Source organism: Streptomyces sp. NPDC029014 (assembly GCF_055564695.1).
The window spans coordinates 182,463-203,572 of sequence record NZ_JBVHVT010000001.1; the positions used below are offsets into that span (position 1 = coordinate 182,463).

Consider the following 21,110-nt stretch of genomic DNA (forward strand, 5'->3'; position numbering starts at 1 on the left):
CCCGCGCCGGGCCCGCCGCCAACGCCCCCGAGGCGTTGAGGGCTTGTCAGACCCCGCTCCTAGCATGGCCCCATGAGCACCTCGCACGGCAGTTCGGCCGCCCAGACGCTGCGCACCCTCCTCGCCCTGCCCCGGCAGACACCCGGCGAGCCGGTCGCGCCCGGCGCCGCCGCCCGCGCGGTGGAGCACACCCGTCCCGCCCGGACCGCCGCGGCCGCCGTCGCCGCCGCCGGCGGGGCCGACGAGTCCACCCCCCGGCTGATCGGCGCGCTGGTCCGGGACCACCTCGGCGGTACCGCCGAGCGGTGGCTCGGCGTCCACGACGCCCTCGCCGCCCACCGTGGAACCCTGCCCGAACTGCTGGCCGCCGCCCCGCAGCCCGTACCGCCCGCCCGGCCCGGCGGAATACGCCCGCCCGCACCCCGCAGCGCCCACGCCACCCTGGCCCTGCTGCTGGAGCACACCCCGCCCGAGGACGCGGCCGCGGCCCTGGCGGCCCTCCCTGACCGCAGCCTCGACGCGCTGCTCGCCACCGGCGCCCTCCCCGGACCGACCGTCACCGCCGCCGTCGTGGACCACGGGGACGCCCGCACCCGGTCCGCGCTCGCCCGCCACACCCGCCTCGACAGCCGGGTGCTGGCCCGGCTGCTCGACACCGGGGACCCGGCGGTCGGGGCCGCCGTCTACCGCAACCCGCGCGCCACCCAGTCCCTGCGCCGCACCCTCGCCCGGCGCCTCGACCGGATCCCCATGGACCCGCGGCTGTACGCCGAACTCACCGCCCGCGGCGCCGACCTGCCGAGCACCTGGCTCGCCCCGCTGCTCGTCTCCGGCGACCCCCGGCTGACCGCCCGCGCCCTGACCGCCCAGGTCCGGGGCAGCGCCCAGCAGTACGCCCTGGCCGCGGTGTGGGAGCGCAGCGGACCGGACGGGGTGCGCGCCGTCCTCGCCGACCCGGACGCCGCGGCCCGGCTGACCCAGCCGGTCGTCTCGGCCGTCACCCGCGCCCTCGCCGCGGACGACGGGTCGGGGGAAGGACCGCGCCGGCTGCGCGAGCGCTGCGAGCCGTACGAGGACCCGGCGCGCCTGCCCGCCCTGCTGACCACCACGCGCGGTACCAACAGCCTGACCGTCCTGCTGGCCGAGCCGTACGTCCAGGACGCCCGGGCCCTGTCCGAGGCGCACGCCGCGTCCCCGTTCATGCCGAAGGCGAGCGAGGAACTCGCCCGGCACGAGGCAGCGGACGACGCCCAGCGGCTGGCGTTCCGACTGAGCGCCCTCAACGACCCCTGGCAGACGGGCGCCAGACGCGTCGGCAACACCACCCCGCCCCGGCAGCGCCTGGCCGCGGAGGCCCTGGACGGCAACGCCGGCCGGTGGGCCGAGGGCATGGCCGCGGCCGGCCTGCTCGACCCGCTCGACCTGGCCCGCACCGGGCACCCCGCCGTGCACGCGCTCGCCGCCCTGGACCGGCTCGCGCAGCGGAAGCTGCTGGCGGGCGGCGCCCTGGCCGAACTCGGCGAGCTCACCGACGCCCGGCTCGGTGAACGCCCCGAGGCCTGGGCCGCGTTCGACACCCTCCTGCCCCACCATCCGGGCACCCTGGCCGAGGTGATGGCCGAGGCCGGCAACACCCCCGCCCCGGAGCACCGCGACGGGAACGCGGGCGAGGGCGCGGGCGAGGACAAGGGCGAGGAGGGGAACGGGGCAAGTGAGGGGCCGCCCGCCGGGACCGGCGGCAGTGCGGCAGCCCGCCCCCGGGCGGGCGCGGCCACACCCCCCGAGGCGCCGCGCAACCCCACCGAGCGGGCCGCCCTCGCCGCCCTGGACCTCCTGCGCGCCCTCGCCCCCGGCGACGTACCGACGCCCGCCGACCCCGGCGTACTGCGGTTCCTCGCCCACCCCCAGGGAGCCGGCCTGCCCGCCCTCGCCGTCACCCCGCAGTGGCTGGTCGACGCCTGTGCACCGCACGGCATCACACCGCCCGACGAACGCCCCTGGCCCGCCGCGCCCACCCGCGCCGAGACGGCGGAAGCCCTCGCCGCCCCCACGACCTGGGCGAGCGGTGTGCAGTCCCTCGAACTCGCCTACGCCGAGGGACTGCTGCCGGTGGAGGACATGCTCGCCCTGCTCCCCGCGCGCCTCCTGCTGGACCTCCCGTACGACTGGCACAGGCTCGGCTTCGCCCACGCGTGGCGGGAGGGCACGGCCCGCCTGCTGCGCGCCGAGCTCGGCACCGACCCCGAGGCCTGGCTGCGGCTCGCGGACACGGCCGTGGCCGCGGCCGGCGGCGCCGACAGGGGCCGCGGCGGTCCCTGCTGGCCGGACCTGCTGCACACTGCCCGTTCCGGGCGGCCGGCGGCCGCTGGGCACCGGCCCCTGGCGCGGACGGGGACCGAGCCTCCGCGGACCCCCGACGAGGCGATCGAGCTGTGCCGTCGCGGCAACCTCGGGTGGACCTGGCCGATCGGCACGCTGCTCTGCCTCGCCGACGCCGACGTCGTCGATGCGGTCCTGCCCCGTCTCGGACCGGACGGCCCCTGGAAGCTCGCCTCCTACCTGCAACGCCACGACGACACGCCCAGGTTCGTGGTCGACCGGCTGCTGGCCGGCCGCGATCCGCAGGCCCTGCGGGTCCTGGCCTCCGGGGTCCGGCGCCTGTCCCCCTGGGTCCCCGGCCTGCTGGCCGACCTCGGCGACCCGGACGTCGACCTCGCACTGCTGCGCAGCGGCGTCGTACCGCACCTCGCCCGCCGGATCGTGGGCCGCTCCCGGCCCGGCACCGGCAAGCCGGAGGACGGCCTCGGTGCGCGCGTCCTGGACGAACTGCGCAGCGGCCCGGAAGGAGCGGAGACGGGGCCGACGGGCGGTGTCCACTGGCTGGCCTCGGCCGAACCCGACCTGATCGAGGAGGTCTTCGCCCGGCACACCGGCCTGAGCCTCCTGCACCAGGTCGTCGGCTGCCTGCACCTGGCCGAGCACGGCGGCCCGGACCGGCTCGCCGCGCTCGCCGCACGCGGGGTGCTGGGCCAGGCGGCGACCGCCCTGTGCGTGAAGGCCCTGGAGTCCGGGGATCCGGTCGCCGTGCTGCGCGCCCGCGCGGACCGCGAGCTGGCCCCGGCCAAGCTGATCACACGGCTGCGGCGGCACGACCGCGCGTGGCAGAGCACCAGCGCCGTGTGGTACTCCCCGTACGGCGTGGACTGGCGGGCCCTGGAGGCCGCGCACCAGGCGGAACCGCTGCCTCAGTGGTCCGCCCTCGTCAACCATCCCGACGCCCCGACCGCACTGCGGCTGCGCCACCCCGCCCTCGTACCCGAACCCGGGCCGGAGGGCCTGCCCGACGGCCCCGAGCTGACCCGGGCCCGCGCCCGCCACGGCCTGGGCACGCTGTGGTCCTGCGCGCCGACCACCCAGCTCGACGGACTGCTGGCCGCGGGCCACCTCGCGGCGGCCGACCTGCTGCACCACGTCACCCCGGCGGCACGGGTCCTCGCCTACCTGGGTGGCGCGTCCCGCCGCACGGACGCCCCACCGCAGGCCGCCGAGGCACTGGCCGCACTCGCGGCCCTCGTGGCGACCGGGCCGGGCACCGACCCCGGGGCCTGGGAGCGGATCGTCGCGCGGCTGACCGGCCGCGACCCGCACTGGGACGGCAGGTCGCCGGTGGCCGCCCTGCTCGCCTGACCGGCCCGCCGGGGCGGGCCCGCTACGCCACTCCGCGGATGCGGCGGACCAGTACCGACCCGGCCAGGGCCAGGGCGCCCGCGAGGGTGTAGAGCGCGGTGTAGCCGCCCAGGTGGGTGACGACCGGGGCGGCCACCACCGGGGCCAGGACCTGCGGCAGGGCGTTGGCGATGTTGATGACGCCGAGGTCCCTGCCGTGGTCCTCGGCCGTCGGCAGCACGTCGGTCAACAGGGCGAAGTCCACCGACGTGTAGACGCCGTAGCCGATGCCGAGGACGAGCGAGGCGACGATCGCGCCCGTCCAGGTCGGCCACACGGCGAGCAGCAGGGTGGCCGCCGAGATGACCAGCCCGGACCCGATGACGTACGCCTTGCGCCGGCCGGAGCGGTCGGACAGGACGCCGCCGATGACGACCGTGGCCAGGACGGTCAGTGCGTTGAGCGCGGTCAGGACCAGCACCCCGGTGTCCGCGTCGCCCCCGTACCGCACGGCGTCGGTCAGGTAGTACAGCAGGTACATGGTGCTGACCGAGTAGGACAGGTTCATCAGGAACCGGGTGAGCCAGGCCCAGGCGAAGTCGGGGTGCCGGCGCGGGCGGATGCGGAAGCCGGCGAGGAAGGCGCGCGGGCGGAAGACGGGCCGGTCGGCGCGGGACAGGCGGCTGTCGCGGCGCATCAGCACGTACGGGACGGCTGCCAGCACGGCGAAGGCCGCGCAGGCGGCGTACCCGGCGGCGATCGCGCCCGCGGCCGCGGCCAGTGCCGTGCCGAGCAGGATCCCGATCACCTGGGAGACGCCGAGCCAGCCGCCGACGAGCCCCCGCTGCCGGGGCGGCACCCGGTCGGGCACGGCCGCGGTCAGGGCGGCGAAGGCCGCGTTCAGGCCCAGCTGCACCAGGCACCAGCCCGCCGTCACCGCGGCGATGCTCCCGGCCCGGCCCAGCGCCAGCAGGCCGGCCGCGCCGGCCGTGACGCCGCCGATCACCCAGGGGATCCGCCGGCCCGCCGCCGCGGTCGTACGGTCGGACAGGGCCCCGAAGACCGGGTTCGCGACCATCGACACCGCCGCGCCGATGCCCGTGACCAGCGCGAGGGCGGAGGCCTTGGAGTCCGGGGCGAGGAGTTCGGCCTGGCGGGCGAGGAGGAGTTGCAGCGGGCCGAACCAGCCCACCCACACACCGAGGTTGGCCAGGGACAGCGCCGCCACCCACGGCGCGCCGACCCCGGCGGCCCCGCCGGCCCGGAACCCGGCCCCACCCCCGCCCCCGCCGTGGCCTCGCCCTGCGCCTTCGGCGGGGCCGCCGGCCGCCGCGGCCGTCGAGCCGGCCGTCATCTGCCGCCCTTGATCACGTCGCGGTACCAGGCGTACGAGTCCTTGGGCGTCCGCTCCAGCGTCGCGTAGTCCACGTGGACGAGCCCGAACCGCTGACGGTAGCCCTCCGCCCACTCGAAGTTGTCGAGGATCGACCAGATGAAGTAGCCGCGGACGTCCACGCCCTGCTCCATCGCCCGGTGCAGGGCCCGCAGGTGCCCCTCGTGGTACGCGATCCGCCGTGCGTCCGCGACGCGTCCGGTGACGGGGTCGGGCGCGTCGCCGTACGAGCAGCCGTTCTCGGTGATGTAGAGCGGGGGCAGCCGGTCCCCGTAGCGCTCGCGCAGGCCCACGAGCAGTTCGCGCAACCCGTCCGGGACCACCGGCCAGCCGAAGTCGGTCTGCTCGTACCCGTCGATCTGCCGGATGCCGAAGGGGAGGTCCGCGGGGATGCCGATGCCGCCGAACGCGGTGGCGGTGCCCGGCTCCGGCGCGCCGACGAGCATCGGATTGTAGTAGTTCACGCCGTACCAGTCCAGCGGGGCCGAGATCGTCCGGAGGTCCTCCGCCACCGGCCCCGGCAGCATGGCGGCCAGTCCCTCGTCCGGGTAGGCGCCGGTCAGGATCGGGTCGGCGAAGAGGCGGTTGGTGAGCAGGTCGTACAGGTCGGCGGCCGCCCGGTCGGCGGGGCCGTCGCCGGCGGTCCACACGGGGCTGTGCGAGGCCGCCACCCCGATCCGGCGGGCCCCGGCGGCGCGCAGGGCCTGCACGCCCAGGCCGTGGGCCAGCAGCTGGTGGTGGGCGGCGGGCAGGGCGTCGAAGACGAGCTGCCGGCCCGGGGCGTGCTCCCCGAGGCCGTAGCCGAGGAGGGTGACCTCGGCGGGCTCGTTGATGGTGATCCACATCGGGACGCGGTCCGCGAGGCGCTCTGCGACGACCGAGGCGTACGCGGCGAACCGCTCGGCGGTGTCCCGTTCGAGCCAGCCGCCGCGTTCCTCTAGGGCGAGCGGGGTGTCCCAGTGGAAGAGGGTGGGCACGGGGGCGATGCCGCGGGCGCACAGTTCGTCGACGAGCCGGTCGTAGAAGTCCAGCCCGCGCGGGTTGACCGGGCCGTGGCCGTCGGGCAGGACCCGCGACCAGGACACCGAGAACCGGTAGGCGTCGACGCCGAGTCCGGCCATGAGGGCCACGTCCTCGCGGTAGCGGCGGTAGTGGTCGGTGGCGGTGTCGGCGTGCGAGCCGTCCTTGATCCTTCCCGGTTCCCTGGCGAAGGCGTCCCAGGAGGAGGGCCCCCGGCCGTCCGCCGCGGGGGATCCCTCGATCTGGAAGGCGGAGGTCGAGACCCCCCACAGGAAGTCCGCGGGGAAGCGGGGCAGGGGTGCGGGATCGGGCGCGGGCGCGGGCATACGGGCTCACTTCGGTCGCCGGGTGCAGTGCGGGCTGAGCTGTGCCGTGCTCTGGGTGTGTGCTGTGCCAACCCGCACTGTTGGGCCCCGGAGGCCGCCGTGTCAATGGAAAGTGAACAATCCTCAGCTTTTTGCGCAGGCGCTACGGCGTGCCGGTGCCTGCCGAGCCCACGCCGGTGGCCCGCTCCCCGACGGGCCCGGCGAGCCCGGCGGGGTCGAGCGCACGCAGCATGGCGGCCAGGTCCAGGGCATCGTCCGGAGCCCGGGCCGCCAGCTCCTCCAGGGCCCGGGGTTCGAGTCGGTAGGCCTCGGCGGCCGCGACCAGCCCGTCCGCGTCGTCGGCCGACAGCCCGAGCTCCCGGAAGAGCTCCTCGCGCGCCACGAAACGGCTGATCCCGCAGTCGAGCCCGTCGTCCCCCAGGGTCTCCGGGTACGGGGCGCGGGCCCAGGCCCCGTTCTCGTACCAGTACACACAGCCCAGCTCCCAGTTCTCGAGCAGGTCGCGCAGCGTCTCGTACGGCAGCCAGTCCGGGCCCCCGGCCAGCATGTCGACCGCCGGCCGGTGCCACTTGGCCCCGCTGGACTCGTCCTCGCCGTAGAGCACGTAGCGGCCGTCGCCCAGGGCCCGCATGACCCACCAGGTGCAGCCGCAGTCGTCCAGGTGCAGCCCGGACCCGTCGACCCAGGTGCCGGTGCGGTGGATCCCGCGGCCCTCGTCCTCGGTCCGGGCCGTCAGCACGGCGGCCAGGGCCCACCGCGCCCACAGCACGTCCGCCGGCGGCAGGTCCGCGGGCCGTCCCGGGCGGTGAATCGTCATGGGGTCCTCGCTGTCCGTGGCGACGGTGGTCGGCTCTCACACGATCGTAGTCAGCGGGTGCGACGACTCCCGGGCCGGCGGCCCTCCACAGGCTGCTCCGCATGATGCGACTGGAGCGCCTGCGGGCCGATCACGCCGAGACCCTGCTGGCCTTCGAGCGGGAGAACCGGGCCTACTTCGCACGGTTCGTGCCGGACCGCGGGGACGCGTACTTCAGGCACTTCGCCGCCCGGCACCGAGCCCTCCTGGCGGAACAGGATGCGGGATCATGCCACTTCCACGTGGTACTGCAAGAACCAGCCGCCGGGGCCGGGGCCGGGACCGTGGCCGTGACCGGCGACGCGACCCTGGTAGGGCGGGTCAACCTGGCCGCCGGCCCGTACGGCCTGTCCTCGCTGACCGCCGTGGCCGCCGTCGACAACCCGGCGTCCCGGGCCGTCCTCACCCGCAACGGCTTCACCGAAACCGGCCGCACCGCGGCCGACACCCACCCCGCCCTCACCTACACGCGCATGCTCACGCCCCACCCGTAACGCGTACACGGCACCGGCTGAGGGTGCGGCCCCTTCCGGAGCCGCACCCTCAGCCTGTGTCTCTGCCTCCTCGGTCATACGTCGGGTCATACGGCGAGCTCCGCGGTGGGGCTGCCCGTGGGGCTGTGCACGACGGGCTTCTGCCGGGCCGCGCACTGCTCGGGGGTGTCGATCCCCAGGCACAGGACCGATCCCTGCGGGACCTTGACGGTGCCGTCGCCCTTCGGCAGGGGCTTGCCGTCGACGCACAGCCCCGGGAGGGCCTTCGGGTCGTTGCAGTGGCTCTCGGGAACCACGCCGGACTCGGAGTCCTTCGGCGCGGTCTGCTCCCCACCTTCGCCGGTGTCCGTGCTCTTGGAGCCGCTGTCGTCGCCGTGCCTGTCCTTGCCGCGGTGGTTCTCGTGGTCGTTGCTTCCGCGGTCCGCCGGGAGGGTGACCGTGTGGGGCTTCGCCGGGGCGGCGATCGCACCCGTGGGCAGCAGCGCGCCTCCGGCCGCCAGCGAAGCCGAGGCGGTGAGCAGCACGAGACGCAGGGTTCGGGAGGTGCGGGACATGGGGAATCTCCTACCTGGGGGAAGTGGGGGAGGGGCCACCGGTTCTGCGTGAACCCATGTCTCAAGTAAGCCCCGGCCGCCGAGCCGCGTCATGCCCCTGCATTTCGGGACTTGACGGAGCCCGAATCCCGTGCTCCGCGTGCGCCGGCGCCCGCCGCGAGCCCCATACGCAAGGCGCACAGCCCGCCCTTCCATGACTTCCATGGTCAATCACCATGTTGGTTCATGAAAAGGAGCGCTCCGTCACGCAATGGATGTCGTCGGGCCTGCCGGGCAGCCGCAAGTCCCCGAAACGGCCCGAGCCGCCGCTACGTGGCGATGACGAGGGCGATGGTCGGAACGAACAGGGCCGCGACGCTCAGGACCCAGTACGGAAGGGCCGGGAGCGCCGATCGGCGGCGGAGCGGCTTGTTGGCCAGCCACCAGAGCAGGGCGTACGAGCCGGCTACGGGGGCGGCGATCAGCAGCCAGCCCAGCGGGCCGTCGTTCTCCGTCGGCTCCTGCGCGGTCAAACCGAGCCCGGCCAACGGCCAGTTCGCCGCGAAATACCACAGCAGCCAGATGGGCACCACGCCCGGGACGCCGAGCAGCGTGTTCACCAGGAGCGGCGCAGACCAGTGCTTCGTCATGGTTCCCCCTCGCCGCCACGGCTGTTCCGCCGTCCCCGCCGACCGGGCTGAGTACGTACACGGTCACTCAGCATGGGCTCAGCGCTTCGCGGACGTCCTGCCGCACTCCCTCGTCACCGACCGTCGTCAGGAACGCGCCGAACTGCACGGCCTCCGGCCCCTCGGCACGGTAGACGATGGAGACGGCATGAGTCAGCGAACGGGGAGAACAGCTGACGTTCAGCACGCGCATGGCCAGGTCGACGGCCAGGCGCCCGTCGACGGTGGACACGCCGGCCGCGAGGTCCACCAGCTGCGTGGGCAGGTCGAACCGATACCTGTCACCTGCCGCCAGGGACCGCACGCCTCGATCGATGACCTCCTCGATGTCGCCGCGCAGTGCCCGAAGCGTGGCCCCGTCGAACAACTCGCCCAGTTTGTCCTCGAAGTACTCGCTGTCGGCGAGCCGCACCAGAGCACGGGCCGCGTCCAGACGAAGCGCCCCGGTTCCCTTCTCCCGCGCCAGGTCCCGCTCGGCGACGGCGTGCGCCAGCTGCGCGAAGGTGCTGTCCACCGAGAACTTCCGGTCGATCGAGAAGTCGTACCAGGGGGTGTTCCTGGGATCCGCGGCGGCTCGGATCACCGCCTCGTAACCCGCGACCTCGCCCCAGGTCGTCAGCACCACGCAGGCCAGGAACCGGTCGATCTCCGGCGCGCCGGGGTCGTTCATCAGGGCGACGAGGCCGGGAACACGGGTCAGGTGACGGGGACTTTCGAAGGCGTCGTAGATCACGTCGTCGATGTCGTCCGTGGGCCGGCCGTCGAAATCGGTTCCCAGCAGTTCACGATAGCCGGACATGGACTGGCTCCTGATGTCTTTGAGTTCGTCGGTTCTTCCGGGCCCTGCTCCGGTGGGCGGCGCGGGCGCGGCAGGCCGGCAGTTGTTGCCGCGCATATGTGACGACAAGAGCATATGCGCGCCACTGCGCCTGCTCCCTCCACAACCGGCCGTGATCTGCGCGTTGTTAAGCATCCACGACAATCAGGAGGGGCTGCGGCGGCCGGGTCGCGGCAACGCCGCCGGTCCGCCTGCGCAAGGCGGAACGGGCCGGCGGCGTCCGGCCGGGGATCCGGATCAGGCGGCCAGTGCGCGCGGCGCGTCGGGAACCGCTCCGAGCGTGTCGTCCAGCCAGTCGTAGATCCGGGCCAGGGCCAGCCGCTGGGCCCCGGCCTGGCAGTGGGCGTCGGCGCCTTCCTCCGCCGTGAACTCCAGGAGGGTCCTGGGGCAGGTGAGTTCGCCATACAGCTGCCTGGCCTGTCCGGCGAAGAACAGGTCCTCGGCGGCCTCGCAGATCAGGGCCGGGCACCGGATCTGCGACGCGACGCCGTCGCGGAGGTGGTAGTCGAGGTACGCGGCTCCGAACGCCCGGGGAGTGGCCGCGCCCATGACGTACATGCCGTGGTTGATCGCCCACCGCGCCACGGGGTTCTCGGTGGTCATCCGGTCGAGCAGGGCGTCGACTTCCGGGTCGGAGTCGGCGCGCAGCCGCCGCTCCGTCTCGGTGCGCTCGCCGGGCAGCAGGTCGGTGACCGCGGGACCCAGGTCGTAGACGCCGTCGAGGGCGACCACCGCCGCCAGACGGTGGTCGAAGGCCGCCGCCCTGGGGGCGAGGAGGCCGCCCATGCTGTTGCCGAGCAGGGCGACGCGGCTGCTGTCGACCTCGGGGAGTTCCATGGCGAAGTCCAGCACCGGACCGACCACGTTCTCCCAGTCGGGGCGGAAGACCAGACCCTCGCGGTGCAGCGGCCCCGGCTGACCGGGTCCGTCGAAGACGAGCACCGTGTAGCCGCGCTCGATGCCGGCCATCGCCCCGAAGAAGTGCATCTCCTCCGCGGTGCCGTCGAAGCCGTTGTGCATGACCAGGGTCGGGCGGGGCGTCCCGGAGGTGTCGGCCCGGTACAGGTAGCCGGGCAGGGTGGTGCCCTCGTACGGGATCTCGACCGGCTCTATCCGCGGGGTGAAGAGGGCTGCCGCCGACCGGAAGCAGTCCACGGAGCTCGCGTAGGCGTGCTCGTGGCGGGGGTCGCACGGGTTGCCGTGCAGGAAGAACTCGGCCGACCGGTAGTAGTTCGACGCCCGCAGGAAGCCGTCCCGGGCGCTCACCGGGTGGCCCGCGTCCAGGGCCCGTACGGCCTCGCCGGCCACCCGGTCGGCGGTGGCCAGCCATGCGTCGTGCCAACTGCCGTAGTCGCCCTCGGTGATGCGCCGACTGGTGGCGACCACCTCACCGAAGTCGGCTCCTCCGTAGGCGATGTGGCCGAACGAGCGCAGTGTCTCGTACCAGAACTGGGCGTCGCCGGGAAACAGCAGTCGTTCCATGGGACTTCTCCTTGCTCGATCCGCTTGCTTGCTCGCATGCCTGCGCAGCACACGGAGCAAGGCTCTTCGCGGGTGGTGTCCACTTTCCAGGGCGGACAGGGGCGGTGACTGTCCAGTCCTGTCCACCCCTCCCGGTGCTCGATCGGCGGCCTGCGGCCCCGGCGGGACGCCGGGGCCGGGGGCTCACCGGCCCGCGGCGAGCTGGCGTTCCAAAGGGGTGCGGTAGCACGGGGTGACGCGGGTGCCGTCGAGGAACGCGGACAGGCGGGCGGTTTCCGCCCGGACGGCGGCGCGGGCCGCGGGGCCGGGGTCGGTGAGCAGGTGGTGGACGATCCGGCCGTCCGGGCGCTGGGCCCAGGCGCCGATGATGCGGCCCTCCCACCACACGGTGGGGCCGACGTTGCCGTTGCGGTCGAAGAGCTCCGCGGTGTGCGCCGGGTCGAGGTACCAGCCGCGGTGCCGCCAGCCCATGGCCGTCGGGTCGAGGCCCGGGAGCAGGGCGGCGGCGGGCTCGGCGGCCGCGGCAGCCCGCGGCTCCGGTTCCAGGTCCTCGGGCAGCAGGTAGCCGGTGCCCTCGTCGAGGGTGACGGCCCGGGCACCGGTGGCGGCCAGCGCCGTACGGCTGTCGGTAACGGTCCAGCCGGTCCACCACTTCAGGTCGTCCAGCGTGACCGGCCCGAACGCCTCGAGGTACCGGCGGGCCAGCGCCACCCTCGCCTCGGCCGCCGGCACCTGCGGCAGCGGCCGGGACGGCGCCCAGTGGAACTGAGCCGAGGTCCACGACCCGGCCGGTCGGGTCCGCCGGATGCGGCCCTCTGCGGCGAGCACCCCGAGGACGGGCGTGCCGGCCCGCTGCCGGGACTCGTACGGTTTGCCGGGGGAGACGACGAGCTGCTCGCGCAGTGCGGGTACGTCGGCTGCCAGCTGGGCGGCGGTCGCCCGCCCGCGGGACGCGAAGGCCGCCAGGACCTCCTGCTCCACCGCCGCGTAGCGACGCTCGTCCCAGCCGAGCTCCGCGCGCAGCCGGACGGCGGCCTCGGCCCGGTGGCGCCCGGCGGTGGCGCCCGCGGTCGCGGACTGCACGACCGGGGCCAGCGCGGCCGGTACGACGAACATGGTGCGGCGCATGCACCGTATGCGCTCCAGCACAGGGCTCCCGCCCGCGGACCTGGTACCGGACCCGGACCCGGCGGCCTCGTACAGGGAGCGGTCGATCGCGGCGGCGGTGGGGGCGTGCATCCGGGCGGCCGCGGCGAGGAACACCGTCGCCGGGTCGGTGGCGTGCAGGCCGATCAGGGCCTCGGCCACCGCCTCGGCGGTCGCCTCCCGGACGGAGGGCGCGAGGCGGTGGCGGAGCACCAGGCGGGCACGCCGCTCGGCAGCGGTGATCCGCGGGAGACCGGCCGCGCGGGGGTGGTCGGTGCTGCGGGGCCGGTCGGCCGGACGGGGCGCGTCGGCCGTGCCGGCGTTCAGCGGACGACCTTGATGCCGAAGTGGGTGCCGAAGCCCAGGGCCAAGCCGACGGCGCTGTGCAGGTGGGCGTACATCTCCATGCCGCGGGCGGACACCAGGGGCCCCAGGTCGAGGACGTCCTCCCAGCCGTACGCGGTCAGCAGCTCGACGGCGTGCTGCTTGGCGTCGGCGTGCTCGCCGGCCACGAACATGGTGTGCGCGCCCCCGCCGACCGTCCTCGGGTCGACCACGGTCGCCTGCTCCTGCGTGACGAACGACTTCACGACCTTGGTCCGCGGCAGGGCCCGCTGGATCTGCTCGCCGAGGCTGTCGGTGTCACAGGGCTCCATCTTCGGCATCACGCCCCACGGCGTGGGCCACGGATGCTCGACGTCCGGTGCGTACACGTAGGGGACGGCGTAGTCGATGAGCGTCTTGCCGGCGAGCGCGCCGGAGACCGCCGAAAGAGCGGCGACGGCGCTGCGACCGTCGATGCCGTTGATGACGACGTCGTCGGCGGCGGCCGCGGCCTCCCGGAACGGCAGCAGCGTGCCGCCGGGGTGCGTGGCGAGCCAGTCCCCGAACGGCGGGTTGCCCATCGCGTCCGGCTCGGTCCGGGCCAGGGTGGCCCGCGGGTCGCGGGTGCCGACGAAGACCTCGTGGCCCAGGCCGGCCAGTCGCGCGATGTGCGCACGGGCGCCCCCACCGGTACCGAGAACTGCAATTTTCATGGGAAACCTCCCGATTTGATCCTGCGGACGGATCCACTGTAGGGAGCTTTCAGGACAGGGAATGTCCTTTGATTCGGGCACGATGGAACGCATGACGAGCGAGATGACCGCCCGCATGCTGCGGCTGCTGTCCCTGCTGCAGACCCGCCGGGAATGGTCCGGTGCCGACCTGGCGGAGCGGCTGGGGGTGACCGTCCGCACTGTGCGCCGTGACATGGACCGGCTGCGCGAGCTGGGCTATCCCGTGGCGAGCGCCCGCGGGCACGCCGGCGGCTACCGCCTGGCCGCCGGCACCGAGCTGCCGCCCCTCCTCCTGGACGACGACGAGGCCGTCGCCGTCGCCGTGGCCCTGCGCACCGCCGCCGGCGGCCTGACCGGCATCGAGGAAACCGCGCTGCAGGCCCTGGCCAAACTCGAACGGGTCCTTCCGCGCCGGCTGCGCGGCCAGGCCGCCGCCCTGCAGACCGCCCTGGCCGGCATCGTCTGGGAGGACCGCGGGCCGCGCGCCGACCCGGCCCTGCTGGCGGTCCTCGCCACCGCGTGCCGCGACCACGAGATCGTGGCGTTCGACTACACCGCCCGGTACGGGCCCACCGCCACCGCCATCGATGCCGCCACCGCCACTGCCACCGCTGCAGGGAGCGCGGTACGGCGTCGCGCCGAGCCCTGCCACCTGGTTGCCTCCGGTGGCCTGTGGTACCTCCTGGCCCACGACACCGACCGGGACGACTGGCGCCTCTTCCGCCTCGACCGGATCACCGATGCCACCCCCACCGGCCGGCGCGTGGCAGCCCGCCTCGTCCCCGGCGGCGACCCGGCGGCGTTCGTCGCCGCCCGCCTCTCGGCGGTCCCCACCCGCCACCGGGCCGTCGCCACCGTCCGAGCCCCGGCCGACCGCGTCCGCGCCCGGACGCGGGGCCTGGGCCCGCGCGTCCGTCCGTTGGACGCCTCGACCTGCCGCGTCGACGCCTCCGACGACTCCCTCACCCGGATCGCGCAGACCCTGGCCGGCCTCGACGCGGACTACGACCTCGATGCCGATCCCGAGGTCCTCGTACACCTACGGGCCGCGGCCGACCGGCTCCGGCGCGCCGGGGGCTGAACCGGCCGGCCATCCGCCCGGCGGACCGACGGCGCACTTCACACCATCGGATGGAATTACGGTCCACCGCGGAGGAACGGGCCCCTGGGTGCCGCTGCCGCAGGTCCGGGGCGTGCACAGTGAGGGGCCCACCTCCGGTGCGGGGCGGGCCCGGCGCCGCTGCGCGCGCCGGGCGGCCCCGTGCACCGGCCGAACAGGAAGGGCCGCACCAGATGCCGTTCGCGACGGGCGTGCTCCCCACCGTGCTCCCCGCTGTGCTGTCCGCCGTGCTGTCCCTGCCGCCGGCGGCAGGGCCCCCGGCCGGCCCGGGCCTCCCGCCCGTCCCCGGACCCGGAGCCGTGCACACCCGCGCGCCCGCCCATGCACCCGCGCCCGCGCCCGCCGATGCGCCCGAGCCGGCGGCCCGCCCCGCGCCCGTACGCGCGCTCGCCGTGCCGTACGACCGCCAGCCCCTGCACGGGACCGCCCTGTTCAGCGTGAAGGCCGCCAACAACGCGGCCGCGCAGGAGTTCACCGTCGCCACCACCCGCATCTCCCGCGTCTCCGTCTACCTGGGGAGCACGGCGGCCACCGGCCGGGTGACCGCGCAGATCCGCCGCGACAAGGCCGACGCCGCGTCCGTCCTCGCCTCCCGGACCCTCACCCTCGAATCCCTCGGCGGGGCCGGCACCGGCTGGCTGGAGTTCCCGATCGGCCTCGACGTCACCCCCGGCGCCACCTACCACCTGCACCTCCAGGCCACCACCAGCGAGAACAGGACCATCGCCTGGTACGGCACCACCGCCCCGGTCGCCGACTCGCTGACCAGCTGGAACTACGACACGGCGTACTGGGGCGGCTGGCACCCCTCCGCCTCCTCCCGGCTCGCCTTCCGGATCAACCCGGCCGACACCGAGCGCTGCGGCGAGACGGAACCCTGCTACGTGCCCACCTCGGCGCTCGCCGCCCGCACCGCCGGCCTGCTGTCCAACGGCACCACCACCGAGGCCGTCCCGCCCTCCTTCGCGGTCGGCGCCTCGTACGTCGACGGCAGCAACGTCCTCGCCCTCCCGTCCGGCCGCCGCCGCTACCTGCCCGCCGGGGCGCAGACGTCAGCGGTGGTGTCCGCGGACGATCCCGGTGCGCGGGCCCAGATCGCCGAGAGTCGTGCCTGGCTCGCCGCCGGCCACGTGCCCGGCACCACCGCGGACCAGCGGGCCGCGGCGCAGCGCGCACTGCTGTCCATGCGGGCGCTGCTCCGGCCCAACGGGGCGTTCGCCGCGGCCTGGTCGCCGCCGTGGGAGTACTCCTGGCCGCGGGACGGGGCCTACGCCGCCGTCGCGTTCGCCGCCACCGGCCACGACGAGGAGGCCTACCGGATCCTGCGGTACGACGCCGAGACGCAGCGCGCCGACGGGACCTGGGAGGCCCGTACCGAACTGGACGGCAGCGGCCCGCCCGACAGCAGGGCCTGGCAGCTCGACGGCAACGGCTGGGTCCCCTGGGCCACGTGGCAGTGGTACCGGGTGGCGCCGCCCGCGGACCGGGACGAGCGGCTGCGCGAGCTGTACCCGATGGTGCGCAGGGCCGCCGACCACGCCGCCGCCTCCCTCGGCCCCGACGGCCTGCCGCCCGCCTCCCCCGACTACTGGGAACTGGGCACGCAGACCCCCAACATCGGCACCGCCGCCCCCCTGCTGGCAGGCCTCAACGCCGCCGCCGACCTCGCCGACCGCCTCGGGCAGCCCCAGGACCGGGACCGCTGGGGTCTCGCCGCCCGGCGGCTCTCCGACGGCATCGCCGCCTCCTTCGCCCCGCTCGGCTACCCCCGCACAGCCGACGGGCAGCACGGCCGGGACAGCGCGGCCGCGTTCATGGCGCCACCGGTCAACGCGGCCCCCGCCGACCTGCCGGCGGCGCTGGACTCCACCCAGCGGGCGCTGCTGCTGCCGAACGGGGGGCTCTCGCCCGGCAACGACCCCGGCTTCAGCTGGGGCTCGTACGCCTGGACCGCCAGCACCAGTTTCTTCGCGCTGGCCTGGGCCCACCTGGGCGAGACCGGCAGGGCGCAGCAGGTACTGGACTGGGTGCTGTCCAAGCGCAACGGCCTGGGCGAACTCCCGGAGACCGTCAACGGGTCCGGCAACCCGTCGTCCGTCGCCCCGCTCGGCTGGACGGGTGCGCTGCTGCTGATGACGGAGCTGGCCCTGGAGGGCAGTCCGCTGCCTGCGCCGCCGCTGCGGTAGCGCGGGACCGGGCCGGGCCCGGGGTCACTTCTGGGCGTGCTCGCCGAGGGTGAACAGCAGCCAGATGAAACCGGCGAAGAGGTGGGTGCCGGCGATGTAGAAGAAGGCGCGCAGCGCGACGCCCTTCCCCTTCCACTGCTCGTAGCCGGCCCCGGCGTCGTCCGGGCCGTGCTCGGCTCCGCGGCCGGCGCCGTGTGCGCGCTCCTGCTGCTCCATCACGGCTCCCGGTGCCCGAATCCCACGTGGTCGATCCTGCATGGTCGATCCCGCGCGGTCGTTGTCAGAACCCGGCAAGTCTAGCCGTCCCACGGGACGCCCCTGGGTGGGCCGCCGGAGCGGCCGGCCCGGGCGCGGCGGTGTCGCACGCCCTGGCCGGCCGCTCCGGCGGCCCGGGGTGTCAGGAGAGCTTGCCGTTGTAGTCCGGCAGCTTGAACGTGCGCTCCGCGTGGCCGCCGACCAGGTCGCTCTGGTTGTTGCCGATGTTCGCGATGATCTGGTAGCCGCGGGCCTCGATCTCGGCGCGCTTGGACGTCTTGTACGCGCTGACCTCGTCGAACAGGTCCGGCAGGTCCCGCACGTACAGGCCGGACACCGGGTAGCCGACCGAGCGGAGGTTGTGCTCCGTCAGGGAGCCGATGATGCCGGGGCGGGCGGTGACGAAGAAGATGGCGACGCCGCGCTCGTCGGCGTACCGGGTCAGGTCGCGGACCTCGGAGATCGCCGGGGTCGGGAACGTCCAGAACCAGTGGAAGTCCGTCTCCAGCGAGGAGTTGTCGATGTCGAGGACGATGGCGGTCTTCTGGCCGGCCGGCGTCTGCGCGATGCGCTGCTCGACGTACGGGCGGGCGGTGGCCATGACGGTGGCGACGTCACGCTTCCAGGTGGCGTAGTCGATGCCCAGGATGGCGGCGTTGCCGCCCGGGGCGGACGCCGTCGCCGCGGCCGGGGCGGCCGGGGCGGGGGCGACCGGGGCCGCCTGGGAGGTGCCGGCGGGGGCCAGCAGCAGGACGGCGGTGGCCGCGGCCGTGGCGGTCGCGGTCCCGAGCGTACGGAGGCGGGTGTGGGTGGGGATACGGGTGCTGCGCATGTGGGGGCGCTCCTCGTGGGGGCGGACTTGGCGTGTACGCGCCCAGAATCGGCAAGATCGCATGCCATGTCTACTGGTCGGTAGGGAATTTCTTCCGCCCAACAGGTGAACGCTCGTCTTTCCGAAAACCGACGGTGATCCGTCAGGTAGCCGTCCAGCCGCCGTCCAGGGGGAGGGAGGTGCCCGTGATGTGCCCGGTGTGCGGCCCGCACAGCCAGAGCGCGGCCGCCGCCACCTCCTCGGGCTCGATCAGGCGCCTGATGGCGGACCGCGCCAGCAGGACGTCCCTCAGCACGTCGTCGGGGCTGATGCCGTGCGCGGCGGCCTGCTGTCCGATCTGCGCCTCGACCAGCGGGGTGCGGACGTAGCCCGGGCTGATGCAGTTGCTCGTCACCCCGTACGGGGCGCCCTCGAGGGCGGTGACCTTGCTCAGGCCCTCCAGGCCGTGCTTGGCCGCGACGTAGGCGGACTTGTACGCGCTGGCGCGCAGCCCGTGGACGCTGGAGATGTTGACCACCCGGCCCCAGCCCGCCCCGTACATGTGCGGCAGGACCCGGCGCAGCAGCAGGAACGGTGCGGTGACCATGACCTGCTGGATCAGGGTGAAGCGTTCCACCGGGAACTCCGGGATCGGCGCCACGTGCTGTAGTCCCGCACTGTTGACCAGGACGTCCACGGCGGCGGGCAGCTCCCCGGCGGCGGCCGGATCGGCCAGATCGACGACGTGCGCCCGCCCGCCGACGAGAGCGGCCACGGCCTTCGCGGACTCCTCGCGGACGTCGGCGACGTGGACCTCGGCCCCCGCCTCGGCGAACGCGACGGCGCAGGCCCGGCCGATGCCGCTGCCGCCGCCCGTCACCAGCGCGACACGTCCCCGCAGGGAAGGAGATGGGATCGTCATGCCTGAACAGTAGGAACGGCCCGGCCCCGCGCCCATGGCGGCGACCGCCACTCTCGCCGCACCGGGTGTGGTGCCGCCCGCCACCGGCCGGCAGGCGAGGACCGGCCGGGCCGGGGTGTCGGGTCCGGCCAGGGCCGGGGGTGACCGGGACCGGCCGGGATCCGCTAGGTGCGGTAGACGCGGAGGTCCGAGACCTCGTACGACATCTCGGTCACCCCCGCCTCCGGCGCGGGGTGGTAGCGGCCGGCGCACACCGACAGGTTGACGATGATGTACGCGCGCCAGCGTCGGCCCACGCCGCCGCGGTCGGCGTACACGCGGGTGCCGTTGACCCACCAGACGACCGACCGGGTGCCGAACTTCACCTTCAGGTCCACCCACCCTCCCGGCTCCACGGCCGGGTTGCGGTAGTAGTGCGAGCCGCCGCGCACGTGGTTGGACAGTTCGAGCAGGTCGGGGTTGTCGGGGTGGTACTCGAAGACGTCGACCTCCTGGCCGCCGTCCCGCCAGGTCCAGATCGCCGGCCAGGCGCCTATCTCCTCCGGGAGCCGGACGCGCGCCTCCAGCACGTCCTCCGCGCGGAGCTGGAAGCCCTGTTTGCTGCCCTCGGTGGTCAGCAGTCCGGCGTCCCACTTGCCGTCCGGGCGGCGGGTGGCGCGGAAGGTGCCGCCGCGGCTGTAGGCGGGATCGGGGGTGAGGTAGTCGAGTTTGTTGTCGCCGGGGTTGATGGGTCCGCCGTTGGGATAGGCCCAGGACCTTCCGGCGACCCACTGGGTTGTCGAGCTGAAGTCGGCCGTGAACACGGGTACGGCCGCAGCGCTGCGGCGGAACCGTGCGAGGAGTTGCGAGATCACACGGAAGGGCTGCCCAGGGCGTGGGGGCGCCACGCCGGGGACGGGTAGCGGAACCGCCTTTGAGCGGGGGATGTGCACCGGTGCGCCGGTCCTGCCCCGGCGCACCCGGTGTCGGTGCGGAGCGAGTGCGGTGCGGGTGGGGCGTGCGGGGTCAGCCCTCGGACTGCTCCCGGCGCGCCGCGCGCTCCGCGTTCCGCTCCTTGATGCGGGCCGCTTCCTTGCGGACGTCGGCCTGCGTGGCGCGCTCCTTCTGGAGCCACTCCGGGTTCTCCTGCTTGATCGCGTCGATCTGCTCGGTCGTGAGGGCCTCGGTGACACCGCCGCGGGCGAGGCCGGCGATGGAGATGCCGAGGCGGGCCGCGACCACCGGGCGCGGGTGCGGGCCGTTGCGTCGCAGCTCCTGCAGCCACTGGGGCGGGTCGGCCTGCAGCGCGTTCAGCTCGCTGCGGGAAACGACACCCTCCCGGAACTCCGCGGGGGTGGCTTCGAGGTACACACCCAGCTTCTTCGCCGCGGTGGCGGGCTTCATGGTCTGGGTGGTCTTGTGCGACGTCATGAGGACAAGAATATCGAGCGTGTGCGCTACTCCTGACCACGCCCGGTAATCTGGGCGGGTGACAGGCTCGGAAGCACACCCCCCGCTCTCTCCCTCGTTCCGGCTCGCGTACGTCCCCGGAGTGACCCCCGGTAAGTGGGTACGGATCTGGAACGAGCGCCTGCCCGACGTTCCGCTGACCCTCCTCCAGGTGCCCGCCCCCGAGGCGCCGGACACGCTGCGTGACCGCGGTGCCGACGCCGGCCTGGTGCGCCTGCCGATGGACCGGACGGGCCTGTCCGCGATCCCCCTCTACACCGAGACCACCGTGGTGATCGTCCCCAAGGACCACCTCGTGGCCGCCGTGGAGGAGGTGACCACCGGGGACCTGGCGGACGAGATCGTGCTGCACCCCCTCGACGACACCCTCGGCTGGGAGACCCTTCCCGGGCGTCCCGCGTTCGAGCGGCCGGCGACCACCGCCGACGCCGTCGAGCTCGTCGCGGCCGGCATCGGCGTCCTCGTCGCCCCGCAGTCCCTGGCCCGCCTGCACCACCGCAAGGACCTGACCTACCGGCCGGTCACCGACGCGCCGACGTCCCGGGTGGCCCTCTCCTGGATCGAGGACGAGACCACCGACCTGGTCGAGCACTTCATCGGCATCGTCCGCGGCCGCACCGTCAACAGCACCCGCGGCCCCCAGCCGGCCGCCGCGCAGCCGAAGCAGCGGGGCCGCGCCGAGGCGAAGGGCGGCGGCGGGCGCGGTGCCGCCGCGGGCAGGTCGGCGGCCGGGAAGGGCCAGCGCGGCGGGACCGCCGGCGCGGGCGGTGCCAAGGGCGCCCGCACCGCCAAGGGCGGCAAGGGCACCGGCACCCCCAAGGGCGGCAGGCCCCGCCGCCGCCCCTCCTAGTGCTGTGACCGGCAAG

At 74.7% G+C, this 21,110-nt stretch carries 19 protein-coding genes; 5 read left to right on the top strand and 14 right to left on the bottom strand.

Going from position 1 to position 21,110, the window contains the following annotated elements:
* Positions 1-72: 72 nt before the first annotated feature.
* Positions 73-3,687: a hypothetical protein gene (locus tag ACZ4VL_RS01000; protein WP_468193977.1), complete on the top strand. Its 3,615-nt coding sequence runs from the start codon at positions 73-75 to the stop codon at positions 3,685-3,687.
* Positions 3,688-3,709: 22 nt separating this feature from the next.
* On the opposite strand, the gene ACZ4VL_RS01005 is transcribed toward ACZ4VL_RS01000, so the two are convergent.
* The 3 genes from ACZ4VL_RS01005 to ACZ4VL_RS01015 form a co-directional block, all read right to left on the bottom strand.
* Complete coding sequence (locus ACZ4VL_RS01005) at positions 3,710-5,020, bottom strand: MFS transporter (protein WP_468193979.1); 1,311 nt, start codon at positions 5,018-5,020, stop codon at positions 3,710-3,712.
* Positions 5,017-6,405, bottom strand: coding sequence for a GH1 family beta-glucosidase (locus ACZ4VL_RS01010; RefSeq protein WP_468193982.1), 1,389 nt, complete (start codon positions 6,403-6,405; stop codon positions 5,017-5,019). The genes ACZ4VL_RS01005 and ACZ4VL_RS01010 overlap by 4 nt, the downstream gene beginning before the upstream one ends.
* Positions 6,406-6,547: 142 nt before the next feature.
* The gene (locus ACZ4VL_RS01015) at positions 6,548-7,222 is read right to left on the bottom strand and encodes a hypothetical protein (RefSeq protein WP_468193984.1); all 675 of its coding nucleotides are present in this window, start codon (positions 7,220-7,222) and stop codon (positions 6,548-6,550) included.
* Between the two features lie 101 nt (positions 7,223-7,323).
* Between ACZ4VL_RS01015 and ACZ4VL_RS01020 the strand changes: the two genes are divergently transcribed.
* A complete protein-coding gene (locus ACZ4VL_RS01020) occupies positions 7,324-7,755 on the top strand; it encodes a GNAT family N-acetyltransferase (protein WP_468193987.1) in 432 nt (143 codons plus the stop codon).
* Positions 7,756-7,841: 86 nt separating this feature from the next.
* On the opposite strand, the gene ACZ4VL_RS01025 is transcribed toward ACZ4VL_RS01020, so the two are convergent.
* From ACZ4VL_RS01025 to ACZ4VL_RS01050, 6 genes are all read right to left on the bottom strand, one after another.
* Positions 7,842-8,309 carry a hypothetical protein gene (locus ACZ4VL_RS01025; RefSeq protein WP_468193989.1) on the bottom strand — a complete coding sequence of 156 codons (468 nt, stop codon included), beginning with the start codon at positions 8,307-8,309 and terminating at the stop codon, positions 7,842-7,844.
* Between the two features lie 308 nt (positions 8,310-8,617).
* Complete coding sequence (locus ACZ4VL_RS01030) at positions 8,618-8,938, bottom strand: hypothetical protein (RefSeq protein ID WP_468193993.1); 321 nt, start codon at positions 8,936-8,938, stop codon at positions 8,618-8,620.
* A gap of 67 nt (positions 8,939-9,005) precedes the next feature.
* Entirely contained in the window at positions 9,006-9,776 is a 771-nt protein-coding gene (locus ACZ4VL_RS01035; protein ID WP_468193996.1) for a hypothetical protein, read from the bottom strand.
* A gap of 276 nt (positions 9,777-10,052) precedes the next feature.
* Positions 10,053-11,297, bottom strand: coding sequence for an alpha/beta hydrolase family protein (locus ACZ4VL_RS01040; RefSeq protein ID WP_468193997.1), 1,245 nt, complete (start codon positions 11,295-11,297; stop codon positions 10,053-10,055).
* A gap of 183 nt (positions 11,298-11,480) precedes the next feature.
* Positions 11,481-12,656 carry a winged helix DNA-binding domain-containing protein gene (locus ACZ4VL_RS01045; protein ID WP_468193999.1) on the bottom strand — a complete coding sequence of 392 codons (1,176 nt, stop codon included), beginning with the start codon at positions 12,654-12,656 and terminating at the stop codon, positions 11,481-11,483.
* A 110-nt stretch (positions 12,657-12,766) separates the two neighbouring features.
* Positions 12,767-13,480, bottom strand: a complete 714-nt coding sequence (locus ACZ4VL_RS01050) for an NADPH-dependent F420 reductase (protein ID WP_468194001.1) — start codon at positions 13,478-13,480, stop codon at positions 12,767-12,769.
* Positions 13,481-13,571: 91 nt separating this feature from the next.
* On the opposite strand from ACZ4VL_RS01050, the gene ACZ4VL_RS01055 reads away from it, so the two are divergent.
* Positions 13,572-14,582 carry a helix-turn-helix transcriptional regulator gene (locus tag ACZ4VL_RS01055; RefSeq protein WP_468194004.1) on the top strand — a complete coding sequence of 337 codons (1,011 nt, stop codon included), beginning with the start codon at positions 13,572-13,574 and terminating at the stop codon, positions 14,580-14,582.
* Positions 14,583-14,794: 212 nt separating this feature from the next.
* Positions 14,795-16,807: a glycoside hydrolase family 15 protein gene (locus tag ACZ4VL_RS01060; RefSeq protein WP_468194007.1), complete on the top strand. Its 2,013-nt coding sequence runs from the start codon at positions 14,795-14,797 to the stop codon at positions 16,805-16,807.
* Between the two features lie 24 nt (positions 16,808-16,831).
* Here ACZ4VL_RS01060 and ACZ4VL_RS01065 read toward each other — a convergent pair whose 3' ends face one another.
* The 5 genes from ACZ4VL_RS01065 to ACZ4VL_RS01085 all read right to left on the bottom strand — a co-directional run bounded on the left by ACZ4VL_RS01065 (position 16,832) and on the right by ACZ4VL_RS01085 (position 20,205).
* On the bottom strand, positions 16,832-17,023 hold the full coding sequence (locus ACZ4VL_RS01065) for a DUF6126 family protein (protein ID WP_385838821.1): 192 nt from the start codon (positions 17,021-17,023) through the stop codon (positions 16,832-16,834).
* A gap of 181 nt (positions 17,024-17,204) precedes the next feature.
* Positions 17,205-17,894, bottom strand: coding sequence for an HAD family acid phosphatase (locus ACZ4VL_RS01070; RefSeq protein ID WP_468194010.1), 690 nt, complete (start codon positions 17,892-17,894; stop codon positions 17,205-17,207).
* 142 nt (positions 17,895-18,036) lie between these two features.
* The gene (locus ACZ4VL_RS01075) at positions 18,037-18,795 is read right to left on the bottom strand and encodes a 3-hydroxybutyrate dehydrogenase (protein WP_468194013.1); all 759 of its coding nucleotides are present in this window, start codon (positions 18,793-18,795) and stop codon (positions 18,037-18,039) included.
* Positions 18,796-18,959: 164 nt separating this feature from the next.
* Positions 18,960-19,649 carry a LamG domain-containing protein gene (locus ACZ4VL_RS01080; protein ID WP_404232560.1) on the bottom strand — a complete coding sequence of 230 codons (690 nt, stop codon included), beginning with the start codon at positions 19,647-19,649 and terminating at the stop codon, positions 18,960-18,962.
* A gap of 151 nt (positions 19,650-19,800) precedes the next feature.
* Positions 19,801-20,205: a DUF5997 family protein gene (locus ACZ4VL_RS01085; protein ID WP_468194015.1), complete on the bottom strand. Its 405-nt coding sequence runs from the start codon at positions 20,203-20,205 to the stop codon at positions 19,801-19,803.
* Positions 20,206-20,263: 58 nt separating this feature from the next.
* Here ACZ4VL_RS01085 and ACZ4VL_RS01090 point away from each other — a divergent pair, with 58 nt between their 5' ends.
* Positions 20,264-21,094, top strand: coding sequence for a LysR family substrate-binding domain-containing protein (locus ACZ4VL_RS01090; RefSeq protein ID WP_468194018.1), 831 nt, complete (start codon positions 20,264-20,266; stop codon positions 21,092-21,094).
* The last annotated feature ends 16 nt before the right edge of the window (positions 21,095-21,110 follow it).

Bases quoted from the DNA above. Each gene is read 5' to 3' on its own strand.
- ACZ4VL_RS01030 (WP_468193993.1), bottom strand. From the start codon at position 8,938: ATGACGAAGCACTGGTCTGCGCCGCTCCTGGTGAACACGCTGCTCGGC.
- ACZ4VL_RS01010 (WP_468193982.1), bottom strand. From the start codon at position 6,405: ATGCCCGCGCCCGCGCCCGATCCCGCACCCCTGCCCCGCTTCCCCGCG.
- ACZ4VL_RS01060 (WP_468194007.1), top strand. From the start codon at position 14,795: ATGCCGTTCGCGACGGGCGTGCTCCCCACCGTGCTCCCCGCTGTGCTG.
- ACZ4VL_RS01020 (WP_468193987.1), top strand. From the start codon at position 7,324: ATGATGCGACTGGAGCGCCTGCGGGCCGATCACGCCGAGACCCTGCTG.
- ACZ4VL_RS01065 (WP_385838821.1), bottom strand. From the start codon at position 17,023: ATGGAGCAGCAGGAGCGCGCACACGGCGCCGGCCGCGGAGCCGAGCAC.
- ACZ4VL_RS01015 (WP_468193984.1), bottom strand. From the start codon at position 7,222: ATGACGATTCACCGCCCGGGACGGCCCGCGGACCTGCCGCCGGCGGAC.
- ACZ4VL_RS01035 (WP_468193996.1), bottom strand. From the start codon at position 9,776: ATGTCCGGCTATCGTGAACTGCTGGGAACCGATTTCGACGGCCGGCCC.
- ACZ4VL_RS01085 (WP_468194015.1), bottom strand. From the start codon at position 20,205: ATGACGTCGCACAAGACCACCCAGACCATGAAGCCCGCCACCGCGGCG.
- ACZ4VL_RS01000 (WP_468193977.1), top strand. From the start codon at position 73: ATGAGCACCTCGCACGGCAGTTCGGCCGCCCAGACGCTGCGCACCCTC.
- ACZ4VL_RS01075 (WP_468194013.1), bottom strand. From the start codon at position 18,795: ATGACGATCCCATCTCCTTCCCTGCGGGGACGTGTCGCGCTGGTGACG.
- ACZ4VL_RS01005 (WP_468193979.1), bottom strand. From the start codon at position 5,020: ATGACGGCCGGCTCGACGGCCGCGGCGGCCGGCGGCCCCGCCGAAGGC.
- ACZ4VL_RS01070 (WP_468194010.1), bottom strand. From the start codon at position 17,894: ATGCGCAGCACCCGTATCCCCACCCACACCCGCCTCCGTACGCTCGGG.
- ACZ4VL_RS01055 (WP_468194004.1), top strand. From the start codon at position 13,572: ATGACGAGCGAGATGACCGCCCGCATGCTGCGGCTGCTGTCCCTGCTG.
- ACZ4VL_RS01050 (WP_468194001.1), bottom strand. From the start codon at position 13,480: ATGAAAATTGCAGTTCTCGGTACCGGTGGGGGCGCCCGTGCGCACATC.
- ACZ4VL_RS01040 (WP_468193997.1), bottom strand. From the start codon at position 11,297: ATGGAACGACTGCTGTTTCCCGGCGACGCCCAGTTCTGGTACGAGACA.
- ACZ4VL_RS01025 (WP_468193989.1), bottom strand. From the start codon at position 8,309: ATGTCCCGCACCTCCCGAACCCTGCGTCTCGTGCTGCTCACCGCCTCG.